The following is a 13361-nucleotide window of genomic DNA, read 5'->3' as shown; positions in this document are numbered from 1 at the left end:
GAGCCCGTGAACCATGGCCCGACGCCGCGCCCCGCGCTGGTACTTCTCCTTCCGCAGCCCGTACTCCTGGATGGCCTACCGAGACCTGACGGACCGCTACCCGGACGTCGCGGACGCCATCGACTGGCTCCCCTTCTGGGAGCCCGACGAGCCCACGGCCCAGGACCTGACCGAGCGGGGCATACGCCTCCCCTACGTACCGATGTCGCGCGAGAAGCACCTCTACATCCTTCAGGACGTGCGCAGGCTCGCCAGGGAACGCGATCTCGACATGGTCTGGCCGCAGGACCCCGATCCGCGCTGGGAGGTCTCGCACCTCGCCTACCTGGTCGCGAACCGTCTCGGCCACGGCCGCCCCTTCATCGACGCGGTCTACCGCGCCCGCTGGGAACAGGGCAAGGACATCTCCGACCCCGCCGTCATGGCCACCCTCGCCACCGGCCTCGGCCTCGACCCCGAACCCTTCTCGGGCGCGGCCACCGACCCGGCCGTACGGGCGGAAGGCCTCGCCTCCATCGAACTCCTCCACCGCGACGGTGTCTTCGGCGTCCCCTACTTCATCGACGGCTTCGACAAGTACTGGGGCGTCGACCGCCTCCCCGCCTTCGTCTCCCGCATCCGCGCCCAGCACCTGCCCCCCGAACTCCTCACGACCGCCACCGTCGACCAGGGGCACGCGGGAGGCTGCGGCTGATGGGCGGCCACGGGACGGCAACCCGGCGGTGGACCTCGGCCGACGTACCCGACCAGCGAGGACGAACCGTCGTGATCACCGGCGCCAACTCCGGCCTCGGCTTCGAGACCGCCCAGGTCTGCGCGCAGCGCGGCGCCACCGTCGTACTGGCCTGCCGGAATCCGGACCGGGCAGCGGACGCCGAAGCCCGCATCACCGCCAAGGCGCCGACTGCGAAGGTCAGCACCCTGCAACTGGACCTCGCCTCTCTTGCCTCGGTCCGCCGGGCCGCCGAGAGCCTGCGCGCGGACCATCCCCGTATCGACCTGCTCATCAACAACGCCGGAGGGATACGTCTGGGTCACAGCCTCACCGAGGACGGCTTCGAACTGACGCTGGCCACCAACCACCTGGGCCCGTTCGCGTTCACCGGTCTGCTGCTGGACCGGCTGCTGAAGACGCCCGGCTCACGGATCGTGACCGTCAGCAGCATCGGCCACCGACACGGCACCATCAACTTCGACGATCTCACCTGCGAGCGCGGGTACCGCTCCTTCACCGCCTACTTCCAGGCGAAGCTCGCCAACCTGATGTTCACCTATGAACTGCAACGCCGGCTGGGGAGAGCCGGAGCGCCGACCATCGCGGTCGCCGCCCATCCGGGCAACGCCCGCACCGAGTTCGGCCGGGACATGCCCGCGCCCTTCAGATTCCTCATGGGCCCGCAGTTGAGCCCGGTGAATTCGTGGATCGTGCAGTCCCCCCGGATGGGCGCGCTGTCGACGCTGCGCGCGGCCACCGACCCGGACGCACACGGCGGCGACTACTACGGACCTCCCGGCCTGGCGCAGTTCACTGGACATCCGACCCGCGTCGAGTCCAGCGCACGCTCCCACGACACCTGGGCGCAACACCGCCTGTGGCAGGAGTCCGAACGACTGACCGGCGTCGCCTACCCGCTTTCAGGAGGTTGAGGTACAGGGACAGCGAGACCCGTCAGACCACGGCACTCGGACAGTGGCACAGTGCACCGCAGCCGGTACGGCCGACGACGCTCAGGCAGGGGCGACCGGCAGGACGTCCGGCGACAAGGCGACCGCCCGCGCCGTGGTCGCCGTCATCCGGCGGCGATGATGACGGCGGCAGAGGACCTCGTAGCCGATGTCCTCGGACTGGTTGACGTCGCCGACGACGACCTGGGCGCCTTCGACGACCATGTGGCCGCCTATCGTACGGGCGTTGTGGGTGACGCGGGCGCCGCACCAGCAGAGGGCCTCGACCTGGAGGACCTCGACGCGGTCGGCCAGCTCCACCAGTCGCTGCGAACCGGGGAAGAGCTTGGAGCGGAAGTCCGTGGTGATGCCGAAGGCGAAGACGTCGATCCCCAAGTCGTCGACGACTCGGGCGAGTTGGTCGACCTGCTCCGGGGCGAGGAACTGCGCCTCGTCCGCGATCACATAGTCCGCGCGTCCGCCGTGGGAGAGATGGTCCACGAGGTACGCATACACGTCCTGGTCGTCCTCGACCTCCACCGCGTTCGTGACGAGCCCCAGGCGTGAGGAGAGTTGCCCTCGCCGGCACGGTCGTCGCGGGTGAAGATCATGCCCTGGAGCCCGCGCGCCGAACTCTCACCCGTGGTCAGTGAGGGGATGGGACGGGAGGGCATCGGACGAGCCGGTGCCGCAGGCGGTGCGGTACCCGGCCGCTGACCGAAGGCAGCCCGGCCGGAAGCAGCGTGACGGAGAAGACGACGAGGCCGATCCAGTGCCAGGTCATGGACGAGACTCCTGTGATGTGCGGGTGCGGGGCGGATCGCGAGGAGGACACCGACCGCCTTTACCGGCTGCCGGACGACGATCCGCGCAAGCCGATGGTGGTGGCGTATCTGTGGCCGGGCGGGCTTCAGGAGACGCTCATGCCGTGACCTGAGGACCCCTCGTGGTCATGGCCATCCGCACCTTTGCCTGCTGACCTGTCAAGCTGTTTTTCAGGCTGCATCTCCTCAGAGGACGCTCAAATACGCATAACGATCGCATTACTGCCCCTGCGGGTTTGTGCCCCAGGGGCACCTTTGCGTGACTTGGATCACTCGAGGGCCCGTGGCGAACGTGATAGGACTTCCCAATTCCTTCATGGGGCGGCCTTTGCCATGTGTACACCGTCCCTTTACCTGTCCCCCCACTGCTGCGCCACGCCAGCACGTCCCCGCCCCACCGAGGTAGACCAAATGTCACTCGAGTCCGTCACCACATCCATCGACGACGCCGTCAGCGACTTCTTCGAACCCGTCGCCACCAAAGTCAGCGAGATCGTCTTCTACGCGGTACCTGTCGGCGACACCGAGCTGCCGCTCATCGTCGCCTGGCTCGTGGTCGCCGGGCTGATCTTCACCGGCTGGTTCGGGCTAATCCAGGTACGCAAGTTCAAGCTCGCCATCGACGTCGTGCGCGGCAAGTACGACGAGAAGGGCTCGCCCGGTGAGGTCAACCACTTCCAGGCGCTGACCGCCGCCGTCTCCGGCACCGTCGGCCTCGGCAACATCGCCGGTGTCGCCGTGGCCGTCTCCATCGGCGGCCCCGGCGCCACCTTCTGGATGATCCTGTGCGGTCTGCTCGGCATGGCGAGCAAGTTCGTCGAGGTCACCCTCGGCGTGAAGTACCGCGAGGAGCACGAGGACGGCACCGTCTCCGGCGGTCCGATGCACTACCTGCCCAAGGGGCTCGCCGAGCGCTTCGGCAGCGGCGGCGCCAAGTTCGGCAAGGTGCTCGCCGTCCTGGCCTCCATCATGATCCTCTTCTTCGGCCTCTTCGGCGGCAACCTGTTCCAGACCAACCAGAGCTACGCGCAGGTCGCTTCGACCTTCGGCGGCGAGGACGGCTTCATGGCCTCCTCCGCCGGTGCCGTCCTCTTCGGCCTGGTGGTCGCCGCGCTGGTCGGCCTCGTTCTGCTCGGCGGTATCCGCTCCATCGCCTCGGTCACCAGCAAGCTGGTCCCGGCGATGGCCGGCATGTACATCGTGGCCTGCCTGGCCGTCATCTTGGTGAATGTCAGCGCGGTGCCCGACGCGTTCCAGGGCATCATCAAGGGCGCGTTCGAGGCCGACGGTGTTGCGGGCGGTGTGATCGGCGCCCTGATCGTCGGCTTCCAGCGCGCCGCCTTCTCCAACGAGGCCGGTCTGGGCTCGGCCCCGATCGCCCACTCCGCGGTCAAGACCAAGCATCCCGCGAGCGAGGGTCTGGTCGCCCTGCTGGAGCCGTTCATCGACACGGTCGTCATCTGCACCATGACCGCGCTGACCATCGCCATCGCCAACCCGGCCAGCTGGGCCGAAGCCCGCGCGGGCGAGGACGTCGGCGGCGTCACTATCACCTCCGACGCCTTCGAGACCGTGCTGCCCTGGTTCCCGAACCTGTTGACCGTCGCAGTGCTGCTGTTCGCCTTCTCCACGATCCTGACCTGGGGCTACTACGGCCTCAAGGCGTGGACGTACCTCTTCGGCAAGAGCCAGACCAGCGAGATCATCTTCAAGGCCATTTGGAGCCTGTTCGTCGTGGCGGGCTCCCTGCTCTCCCTCGACACGCTGATCAGCCTGGCCGACTCGGCGCTCTTCCTGCTGTCGGTGTTCAACATTATCGGCCTCTACCTGCTGGCCCCGATCGTCAAGCGCGAGCTCAACTCCTTCCTGGACTTCGTCCGGAGCCGCGAAACGCAAGCCGCCGTGGGCAGCGGGGACCCCGAGGACGAGCGGGAGTCCGCCAAGGTCGTCTGACCCCCGCACCGGCCGTTTCGGCATATGGGCCGCTTTGTACCACCCTTCGGTACGAGGCGGCCCCTCTGCTTATCCCACCTGACATGCCGACCATCACCCAGGCCCTCGTCGACCAGTGCACAGCCACATCGCAACCAGGCATCAAGATCAGGTGGTTCGTCCCCCGCCGTCCGGGGCGAACCTTCGCTGGGGACAGGCCCCGCAGACGCTGGGCGACCCTGCAGGCATCTCCGTGTGGCCGCGCTGGCTATCAGCACCCGCGCGAGGACGGGCGGTGACCCGGTGGTGCCAGTCATGGCACGGATACGCCCTTCTCCATGGGCTGTCCGGACAGACACGTGTGGCGACGGCCGTCCGGGTGGACCGTGCGGTCGCACCAGCGCTCCAAGGGGGTGCGGTCGTGACCGACTACGAGCAGGCCCGCCTCGGTGGCCGTGCGGTAGTCCTCGACGACGGTGACCAGGGCGGCGGTGGTGGAAGCGTCGAGCATGGCGGTCATCTCGTCGCAGATCAGCGAGCGGGGGCGCAGCACGAGGGCGCCGGCCAGGCAGGCGCGTTGGAGTTGACCATCGTTGACTTGGTGAGGGCGTCTGCCCAGCAGGTCGGGGCTCAGGCCGACGGCTGATGCCAGTTCGGCGACGCGTGCGGGTATTTCCTCCCTACGGTCGGTGGCGCACAGTGGTTCGGCGATCAGGTCGGTAAGCGGCAGCCGGGGGTCCGCGGAGAGCCGGGTTGCTGAAAGACGACGCCGAAAGCGGTGCGCAGCTCGCGCGTGGCGTGGTGGCGCCAGCGCCACACGGGCTCGCCGTCGAGCAGCAGGGTTCCGGAGTCGGGGCGGTGCAGCGGGGCCGTGACGCGGGCGAGGGTGGATTTGCCACAGTCGCTGCGGCCGAGCAGGCCGACGCCGCACCGGACGTGACGGTCAGTGAGACGTCCCGGGCCACGGGGCGCGCCGGTCGTATCCGGCGCCGCACAGAGGCAACCACTCGCACCACGATCTTGATCGCGCTCGGCGGCCTCACCACCGCCGCCCTCGCGTTCGTCCCCGACCCCTACGCCGTGCTGGTTGCCATCTCGGTCGCGGCCGACATGGTCCGAACCTCAACATCGAGGAACTGGTACGGCTCCAAGTGATCATCCCCAGCGGCTGCGATTACGTCTGACGCACGGCTCTCGTTATGCCGCGTCCGTCAGCGATCGGGCTCGAAGCATGGACCATGCACGGCATTACTCGTTCATTGAAGCGACAGCTTGGGCCGAAATACATTCAGTCAACACAAGCGCTTGCGGGCGGCTTCCTGACGCAGAAACGCAAAAGCACCTTCATCCTGCCCGATTTGCGCAACAAAGTATTCTTTGTCGTGTCGTGAGGAGCCTTTACAGAAGTCCAACCGGTCGCCGTCGATGAGCATGTCCAGGCCGCCCCGATCTGCCGAGATGGCACTCGCCTTCCACTTCTGGCCAGCGTTCGTGTCCGGAGCCTTCTCCAGGACGTCGTCCAGGTAGAAGACCTCCGCCTCGCTCAGGGAGTCGACATCGATACCGGCGACGGTATGCGGGTAGGGAGTCGAAGTTGACCCGCCTTCCGCGGGAACACACGCTGCGAGCGCCACAAGAACTGCTATGAGGACGGCGGCAGCGGGGTGTCTCATGCGCGGACGATAGCAGCGGCACGCGCATCGGTCGCCGACCCGGAAGCTTCGCCTGCTGCCCTTCCGCTGGGTAGGGAAAAGCCGAGTAGGCGGTCCGGGGATGGTCACCCGGCCGGTGTGAGGTCGGGACAAGGCCTCGCTGGGCTCTCCGTGGCAGTTCGGTGCGGAGGGCCCAGTCTTGGCGCACTCCAGTCAGGCCGCTTTCGCGAGCGCGGGTGGTGTGATCAGCAGTTGGGCCAAGCTCTTCTTGCCCCGGGCGGGACGGCGGGTCATCAGGGTGATCGCGGCCCACGTGATCAAGGTTTCCGAGTGCTGGACGAGCCGTTCGTAGTCCCTCCCGTGCCGACGGGCGTGCATCATCCACGCCAAGCCTTCTCGACGACCCAGCGGCGGGAAGCCTGGTAATGATCTTGATCACCCTGGATGATCGGCGGGGCGAGTTCGCGAGGTGCGGGCGAGCTCAGGCGATGGGGAGGGGCCCATGGAATGGGTCGTTGGAAGTGGCATGTTCCTGGGCTTGCTGGCAATCGCCCTGGGGACGGCCTCGATACGCACCGGCTGGACGCTGCCCTGGGAGCGCCGTCGTGTCACCCGCCGCCGGATATACGGGCTCGGAGTTCTGCTGATGGGCGCGCCCTGTGCGATACAGGGGGCTGTTCTACTTCCACTTCGTGCCAAGCCCGTCCTGGGAGTTCCGTTTCTTTGGTACGAATGCCCTCATATTCTCCGGACTCATCCTCATGGGAGTCGGCCAGATGCGGCCGTCGCGCCGTAGGAGCTGAGCGGACACCGCTGAGACTTATGACGACCACGGCCCCCGTGACAACGGGGGTGCTACCCCGACCTTGGTTCGGGGACGAGATGTTGCGAGCCTTCCTGGGCTTATGACGACCCGCTGCTACAAGGGCGAGTTGCCCGCCGACGTCGTGTTGCGAGCCCTCCTGGGCTTATGACGACACGTTCGCCGCACCGCTGAACGAGAACAAGATGACCACGTTGCGAGCCTTCCTGGGCTTGTCATGCACTCAGTGAGTAAGGCCGTCTCAGGCCCGCGCCCCACCCCGGCGGCAAAGTTCATTCGGAAGAGCCGCACGGCAGTGCTACGCACAACGCGACGGATTGAATTCGCCAACAGTGTCGTTGCGACGCCGGGGTCGGTGCGGGGGCACGGACATCTTCGCCTTCAGGATCCCCTTGCGGCTAGCCACTGGCGCTGCGCGGCGAGGCGGGCGCCCACCGGGGAAACACCCATGGCGACCCCCTTGCTGTCCGAACCGGCCAGGCAGTAAGCCGCGTCGCCTGACCTTGTGATGACCATGGAGGCCACGTCGCCGCGGATGTCGGCGTTGCGGGAAAGCAGGTCGTCGTTATTCATGTGAGGGGTCTCCTGTCAGTGGGTCGGGGCGAGGGCGGGCGAGGCCGCGGCCGAGCGGCCGAGCGGCCGAGGTGCCGAGGTGCCGAGCAGACCGGCCAGCCGGCGCCTGGCCCGGGTCAGGCGCATGGCGTAGGCGGCCCGGGTGCAGCCGAGAACCCCCGCCGCGTCCTTCGTGGAGAGCTCCTCCCAGATGTGAAGGCCCTGATGACCCTCGCGGCCGAGACCCGCCCCAGAGTGCCCGGGGCCCGCAGCCCGCAGATCGCGCTCACCCATCAGCAGATCGCCGCCCTGGCCGGCACCTCCCGTGAAGCGTGCACCAAGGTGCTGCGCGATTTCGCCGACCAGCATCTGATCCGCCTCGCGCGGGGCCGCAACCATGCCCGAGCCAGAGCGGCTCGCCGACCACGCGGGCTGACGTCACCGAACTGTAAGCACCCGCCCTGGACCCCACCGCGCGCCGCCCGCCCTACAGTTCAGCCAACCCCGACCACCAGGAGCAGTCCTTCTCATGCGTGCCCGCCTTATCCTCCCCGGCCTGCTGGCCATCACCGCGCTCACCCTTGTCGGCTGCGGCACGGAGAAGTCCGCCACCTCCAGCGGCGCCGCGGAGAACAGCCCCACGACCTCCGGCTCCTCCGCGCCGGCGCAGGCAGGGGCCGGCACCGCGGCGGTCCCCGAGGCGCTGCGGTTCACCGGCACGACCGTGGACGGCAAGCCGTTCGACGCGGCCACGCTGGCGGGCAAGCCCACCGTGCTGTGGTTCTGGGCCCCGTGGTGCCCCAAGTGCCGCGCCCAGGCCAGCGAGACCGCCAAGGTCGCCACCGAATACCAGGACAAGGCCCACGTTCTCGGCGTCGCCGGCCTCGACAAGAACGCCGCCATGAAGGACTTCGTCTCCCAGACCGGCACCGGCTCCTTCCCCCACCTCTCCGACGAGGCGGGCGAGGTATGGAAACGGTTCGAGGTCACCGAGCAGAGCCACTACGTCATCCTCGACAAGGACGGCAAGACCGTCTACGAGGGCGTGCTGCCCGGCGGCGAGGGCCTGGCCGAGAAGGTCGCCGGACTCACCGGCTGAACCCGCCATGTCCGACCTGCCGCTCGCTCTCGCGCTCAGCGCGGGCATGCTCGCTGCCGTCAATCCGTGCGGCTTCGCCCTGCTGCCCGCCTACCTGTCGCTGCTCGTCCTCGGCGACGACTCCCCCAGCCGCACCCTCGCCGTCAGCCGGGCGCTGACCGCCACCGCCGCGATGACCGCCGGATTCGCCGCACTCTTTGGCGTGTTCGGCCTGGCCGTCCAGCCCGTCGCGGGGCAGGTGCAGGAGCATTTGCCCTGGTTCACCATCGCCTTCGGACTGCTCATGGCGGCGGTTGGCATCTGGCTGCTGGCCGGGCGGCAACTGCCCACCCTGGCCCCGAAACTGCGCCGCGCCCCGGCCGTGACCCGTTCGCTCCCCTCAATGGCGCTGTTCGGCATGGCGTACGCGACCGCCTCTCTGGGCTGCACCATCGCCCCGTTCCTGGCCATCGTCGTCTCCGCCTTCCGCAGCGGCTCGACCGGCGAGGGCATCGCCCTGTTCGCCGCGTACGCCGGCGGCATGGGCCTGATCGTCGGCGCCGCCTCGCTGACCGTCGCCCTCACCCGCACCACCGCCGTTCCCCGCCTGCGCCGCGTCGGCGCCATCGCACCCCGGCTCGGCGGCGCACTAATCCTCTGCGTGGGCGCGTACGTCGCGTACTACGGCTGGTACGAAATCCGCGTCCAGCGCGACCCCACCACCCAGGACCCTGTGATCGACGGGGCCGGAGCCGTCCAGCGCTGCATCGCCGAGACGCTGGACGGCTCCGGCCCCGCGGGCATCGCTCTCGTCTTCGCGACCCTGCTCATCACAGCCTTGGCGCTCATCCGTTTCCGGCGGGCCCGAGGGGCCCGCCAGTCATCCGGCACGGACACCGGCGTCCGGCCGACGGTCGACGGGACGCCCTGAATCGCTCCGAGAGGTCAGACGGCCATGGTCGTGCCGTCGAAGCGGCTGAGGGTGAAGACCGCGTCCTCCAGGGTCGACTCCTTGGCCTCGCGCAGGACCCCGATGGCGACCTCCTCGCCCAGCCGGACCGCCTCGGTGTAGTCGGTGCGCCAGTGCACACCCGCCATGTTGCGGCCGGTGGCGATATTCGCGGCGACCTTGTTCAGCTCGCCGCCGACGGTGAGCGTCCCGGCGTCCGGACCGGTGTACGGCTCCAGGGCGGTGCCATCTGTGCTGGGCACCACCGGGCCGGGCAGGATGTGCGATTCGTCGAACCACGCCTTGAGAATGGTCACGCACGCTCCCGCCACCGTGGCGTGTCCGGAGCCGTACGAGGGATGGGTCGGGCTGCCCTCGGGGAACGCCTGCGGCAGCAGGTAACTGCCGTACTTCTCGAAGACCCGCTTGACGGCGACGGAGTCCAGCACCCCGCCGTCGATGGGGTACTCACGCTGCCCGCGCAGCTGCTGGTGGACCCGGCCGCCGAACTCCTCCGGCCGCAGCCGCCGGTGCACGTACCACTTCTGGAACCACACCGCCTTCAGGGCGCGGGTGGCCACCTCGGTGACGAGCGAGAGGATGTGCGGGCCGCCGTACGTCCCGAAACCGACCTGGTTGCGGGAGAAGTTGTACGGGTTGCCCGGATCCGCCGGCGCGTTCAGGCCCAACAGGATGAGGGCGGCGTTGAGGTACGCCTCGTACAGCGCGTCGAAGTGCACATAGTGCGCCAGGTCGCGCGGGGTCTGGATGTACCGACGGGTGGCGAAGTCCCGCTCGTCCGGCTCGGGTTCGGAGCCGTTCTGCACCTCCAGCCAGTCGTCCCAGGTGGTCAGGTGGTCGACCGGGCGGACCAGGGTGTCCTGCCGCTGCGGGATCAGCAGCGTGCCGTACGGGATGTCCTTGAGCAGGAACTGCGAGAGATACGGCCCGACCAGGTCGCCGCGGGTGTCGCCGCGGAAGATCGTCTGCGGGGTGACCAGGCCGTTCTGCTTGGGTGCCCGGAAGTCCTCAAGACCGCTCAGTTCGGTGGCGGCCTCGGCGACCAGTTCGCTGTCGCCGAACCGGGTGAACAGCACGTCACGGCACAGCGCCATCCAGTACAGCTCGACCGCCTCGGCCGAGTTCTGCGCGCTGTCGATACGCGGCGCAGGCGGTACGGACAACGCCTGAGCGTCCGGGCCCTGCGGGTCGAAGGCCAGTCCGGCCTGCGGGTTGACCAGCTTGCGGGTGTCTCCGAGCGGGATCCGCTCGAAGTCCTCGTAAGCGCCGGTGGCCAGCGCCCGGCGCAAGAGGTTGTAAGCAGTCGGGTCGACCTCTCCGTACTTGTTGTGCGGTAATGCTTTGGAGTAGTTGGCGACGAACGGGTGGTCCGTCTCCTCCCCGTTGGCGGTGTGGACCGGTACGTGGCGCTGGAACTCGGCCTCGGCGGCCCGGATCCGCGCGTCGCGCGCGGCAAAACGACGGTCACTCATACGAATCCCCCGTGTTCCCCGTGAGTTGTGCATGGAATGGCTCTCCTTTCCCATGAGACGCCCGGGCACATAGGACTGTTGCGAGGAAACGAGCAATCGCGAGAATTTGCACATATGTAGCGTGAACCTCCGCCTCCACATCAGACCGGGCACGGGCGTTGACGGCCGCAGGAGACGTCGAAGCGGTCGCGCCCGTCTGTCGGGAGTTCTCAGTCCCAGACCGAACCGGGTGCGCCGCCCCAGGGCGGAGACCCGGCCCTGGGGCCCGCAGCCGTACCGTCGTCTTGGACGTACGGCCACACACCTCCGCGCCAGGCCTGCCCGGACACGGCTGAGCGTGGCCTGGGTGGGCCAGGCTCATGGGGCGTCAGACGGTCTTGAGCTGTCCGCCGTCGACAACCAGGTCGGCGCCGTTGAGGGCGCGGGTCCGTCCGTTCGCGAGCATGCGGACGACCTCGGCGACCTCCTCCGGCTCGGTGAGCCGGCCGGTGGTCAGGCCAGCGGCGGCCGGGAAGCCCTCGAGGAACTCGTCGAGGCTCTTGCCCGAGGCGGCCGCCAGGCCGGCACCGAAGCCGTCGGAGTCGAGCCAGGCCGGGGTGCGGGTCGGGCGGGGGGAGACGGTGTTCACCCGGACGCCCTTCGGGCCGAGTTCCATGGACAGGGCCTTGCTGAAGTTGGTCAGAGCGGCCTTCGCGGCGCCGTAGTCCACGGTCGGCGGCTGGGGGCCGCGCGCACGGGCGGACGAGACGTTGACAATGGCGCCCTGACGCTTGATCAGCTGCGGCAGCGCGGCGCGAACGGTGCGTACGACGCCGAAGAAGTTCAGCTCGAACGTGCTCTGCCACTCCGCGTCGTCGATCGCGGCGAAGCCGCTGGTCCTCGGCGAAAAGGCGCCGACGTTGTTGACGAGGACGTCGATGGCGCCCACGCCCTCCTGGGCCTGCCTGATGAGTTCGGCCGGTCCCTCGGGCGTGGACAGGTCGACGGAGACGGTCAGGGACGCGGCCTCCTTCAGCTCGGGGGTAATGGTGCGCGCCGCGCCGACGACCTTGAAGCCGTCCTCTTCCAGAGCGCGGGTCACCGCGAGCCCGATGCCCTTGCTCGCGCCGGTCACCACAGCTGTCTTCACCGTCATCGGTTGAACTCCTTGAAATGCGTGTCGGTAGGTACCCGGGAGGTCCCGGGAGAGGGGCCGGTCCTGTGACTCAGCGGCCCCGGGCGTAGTCGTAGGAGGCGAGGAGGATCTGCCAGACCAGCTCGATCTCGTCGCGGTCGCGCGGTCCGAAGACCAGCTCGGTGTTCTGGATGGGGTGCGGGATGCCCCAACCGGCCTCGGTCACCAGCTTCTTGGTGTCCTCGGGAAGGGTGAGGTGCACGCTCCCGTCCTGGGGCGGATGCTGGTGGGCGAACTCCCGGCTGTTGCGGATGAATGCGTCGTCCTGGCCGGTCCCGAACTCCCACTCCGCTGCAGGAGGAACTCTGGCAGCGCATGCGCTCGCTGAGCGGCCCGCCGCGAGGACAGCGGCCGGGAGAAGTCATGCGTGAGGACCCGGCTGTGCCCGTACGGATTGACGTTGATCAGCGTCCAGCCGCCCTCGCCGCGCGTCCAGCCGTCCGGGACAGCCGCCGGTTCGGCCAGCCGGACGCTGCCGATCAGACCGCTGAAGGTCGCCGGTGTCTCGGTGACCGGGAACCCGGCCTGCGTCCGGACCACACTGCGGGCACCGTCACAGCCGACCACGTAGTCCGCGTCGAAGGTGCGGGTCCCGTCGCCGGTGAGGGCGGTGACCCGTACCGACCGCTCCGACGACCGCACTTCGCAGACCGTGTTGTCCCGCAGGACGACGGCACCGGCCTCCTGGGCCCGTGCTGCGAAGGTCTCCTCCAGTGCCGACTGGGGGACGCCGAGGATGGGCGGGCCCTCGGCCCTGGGTGCCGAGAACCCACCGAGGGCGAGGGCGCGGTCATGAACTTCGTCTTCTGGCCCGGCACCGGCAGCCCTCGGCTGTGCCTGCACTGCGGTGTGCAGCAGCCCGGACAGACGTTCAACGTGCACGTCCACCCGGACAGCGAGGAGGCGTTCATCGCCCCAGGACTCGAACCTGCGGCCAAGCCTCGCCGTCGCACGATCCCGATCCCGGTCCCGCCCGCGCCCACCGACAGCCAGCCGCCAAGCTGGCTGCATCGCGCGCCACGTGGCCGCCCCGCCCGGCGAACCCCGCCACCCGGCCCGTCGGGCCGGGGTTCGGCGTTCTGGCGTTACGTCACGACACGGGTTCAGCCGCCGCCCGCCGAGCCCGGAACGCACCGCGACCCAGCCTCCCTTCAACTGACATGCCATTTGAAGCGCCAAAGTCCTCTTGCTTGGGCGACATCTGCTCCACCAGGTACCC

12 protein-coding genes and 5 pseudogenes are annotated in these 13361 nt (G+C 68.7%); 8 read left to right on the top strand and 9 right to left on the bottom strand.

Features of this window, described 5'->3' with window-relative positions:
* Positions 1-13 precede the first annotated feature (13 nt).
* Together ACGFNK_RS38190 and ACGFNK_RS38185 are read left to right on the top strand one after the other, a co-directional pair.
* Complete coding sequence (locus ACGFNK_RS38190) at positions 14-694, top strand: 2-hydroxychromene-2-carboxylate isomerase (protein WP_393423537.1); 681 nt, start codon at positions 14-16, stop codon at positions 692-694.
* On the top strand, positions 694-1647 hold the full coding sequence (locus ACGFNK_RS38185; RefSeq protein ID WP_393423535.1) for an oxidoreductase: 954 nt from the start codon (positions 694-696) through the stop codon (positions 1645-1647). The genes ACGFNK_RS38190 and ACGFNK_RS38185 overlap by 1 nt, the downstream gene beginning before the upstream one ends.
* Before the next feature lie 81 nt (positions 1648-1728).
* Here the strand turns inward: ACGFNK_RS38185 and ACGFNK_RS38180 are convergent.
* Positions 1729-2339 (bottom strand): annotated as a pseudogene (locus ACGFNK_RS38180) (thymidine kinase).
* Between the two features lie 150 nt (positions 2340-2489).
* Here ACGFNK_RS38180 and ACGFNK_RS38175 point away from each other — a divergent pair.
* A pseudogene (locus tag ACGFNK_RS38175) lies at positions 2490-2597 on the top strand (DUF2017 domain-containing protein); the annotation flags it as partial.
* Positions 2598-2900: 303 nt separating this feature from the next.
* A complete protein-coding gene (locus ACGFNK_RS38170; RefSeq protein ID WP_393423533.1) occupies positions 2901-4442 on the top strand; it encodes an alanine/glycine:cation symporter family protein in 1542 nt (513 codons plus the stop codon).
* A 292-nt stretch (positions 4443-4734) separates the two neighbouring features.
* Here ACGFNK_RS38170 and ACGFNK_RS38165 read toward each other — a convergent pair.
* A pseudogene (locus tag ACGFNK_RS38165) lies at positions 4735-5424 on the bottom strand (ABC transporter ATP-binding protein).
* Between the two features lie 17 nt (positions 5425-5441).
* Between ACGFNK_RS38165 and ACGFNK_RS38160 the strand changes: the two are divergent.
* Complete coding sequence (locus tag ACGFNK_RS38160) at positions 5442-5576, top strand: hypothetical protein (protein WP_393423531.1); 135 nt, start codon at positions 5442-5444, stop codon at positions 5574-5576.
* Between the two features lie 137 nt (positions 5577-5713).
* On the opposite strand, the gene ACGFNK_RS38155 is transcribed toward ACGFNK_RS38160, so the two are convergent.
* From ACGFNK_RS38155 to ACGFNK_RS38145, 3 genes and pseudogenes are all read right to left on the bottom strand, one after another.
* Positions 5714-6094 (bottom strand): hypothetical protein, encoded by a 381-nt coding sequence (locus ACGFNK_RS38155; protein ID WP_393423529.1) that lies wholly within the window; start codon positions 6092-6094, stop codon positions 5714-5716.
* 104 nt (positions 6095-6198) lie between these two features.
* Positions 6199-6486: pseudogene (locus ACGFNK_RS38150) on the bottom strand (IS5/IS1182 family transposase); the annotation flags it as partial.
* Between the two features lie 791 nt (positions 6487-7277).
* The gene (locus ACGFNK_RS38145; RefSeq protein WP_393423527.1) at positions 7278-7469 is read right to left on the bottom strand and encodes a hypothetical protein; all 192 of its coding nucleotides are present in this window, start codon (positions 7467-7469) and stop codon (positions 7278-7280) included.
* Positions 7470-7673: 204 nt separating this feature from the next.
* On the opposite strand from ACGFNK_RS38145, the pseudogene ACGFNK_RS38140 reads away from it, so the two are divergent.
* The 3 genes and pseudogenes from ACGFNK_RS38140 to ACGFNK_RS38130 all read left to right on the top strand — a co-directional run.
* Positions 7674-7781, top strand: a pseudogene (locus ACGFNK_RS38140) (hypothetical protein); the annotation flags it as partial.
* A gap of 196 nt (positions 7782-7977) precedes the next feature.
* Positions 7978-8547 carry a redoxin domain-containing protein gene (locus tag ACGFNK_RS38135; RefSeq protein WP_393423525.1) on the top strand — a complete coding sequence of 190 codons (570 nt, stop codon included), beginning with the start codon at positions 7978-7980 and terminating at the stop codon, positions 8545-8547.
* Positions 8548-8554: 7 nt separating this feature from the next.
* On the top strand, positions 8555-9457 hold the full coding sequence (locus tag ACGFNK_RS38130; protein WP_393423523.1) for a cytochrome c biogenesis CcdA family protein: 903 nt from the start codon (positions 8555-8557) through the stop codon (positions 9455-9457).
* A gap of 14 nt (positions 9458-9471) precedes the next feature.
* Here the strand turns inward: ACGFNK_RS38130 and ACGFNK_RS38125 are convergent, their stop codons facing one another.
* The 4 genes from ACGFNK_RS38125 to ACGFNK_RS38110 form a co-directional block, all read right to left on the bottom strand.
* On the bottom strand, positions 9472-10968 hold the full coding sequence (locus ACGFNK_RS38125) for a vanadium-dependent haloperoxidase (RefSeq protein WP_393423521.1): 1497 nt from the start codon (positions 10966-10968) through the stop codon (positions 9472-9474).
* A gap of 367 nt (positions 10969-11335) precedes the next feature.
* Entirely contained in the window at positions 11336-12103 is a 768-nt protein-coding gene (locus ACGFNK_RS38120) for an SDR family oxidoreductase (protein ID WP_393423519.1), read from the bottom strand.
* 70 nt (positions 12104-12173) lie between these two features.
* Positions 12174-12395, bottom strand: a complete 222-nt coding sequence (locus tag ACGFNK_RS38115) for a luciferase family protein (RefSeq protein ID WP_393423600.1) — start codon at positions 12393-12395, stop codon at positions 12174-12176.
* Positions 12305-13030 (bottom strand): FAD-dependent monooxygenase, encoded by a 726-nt coding sequence (locus tag ACGFNK_RS38110; protein ID WP_393423517.1) that lies wholly within the window; start codon positions 13028-13030, stop codon positions 12305-12307. The genes ACGFNK_RS38115 and ACGFNK_RS38110 overlap by 91 nt, the downstream gene beginning before the upstream one ends.
* Between the last annotated feature and the right edge of the window lie 331 nt (positions 13031-13361).

This window comes from Streptomyces sp. NPDC048825 (genome assembly GCF_043198355.1).
Taxonomy (GTDB): domain Bacteria; phylum Actinomycetota; class Actinomycetes; order Streptomycetales; family Streptomycetaceae; genus Streptomyces; species Streptomyces xiangluensis.
Note: the sequence above shows the minus strand (reverse complement) of the source record. Positions and strands in the feature narration are given on the sequence as shown.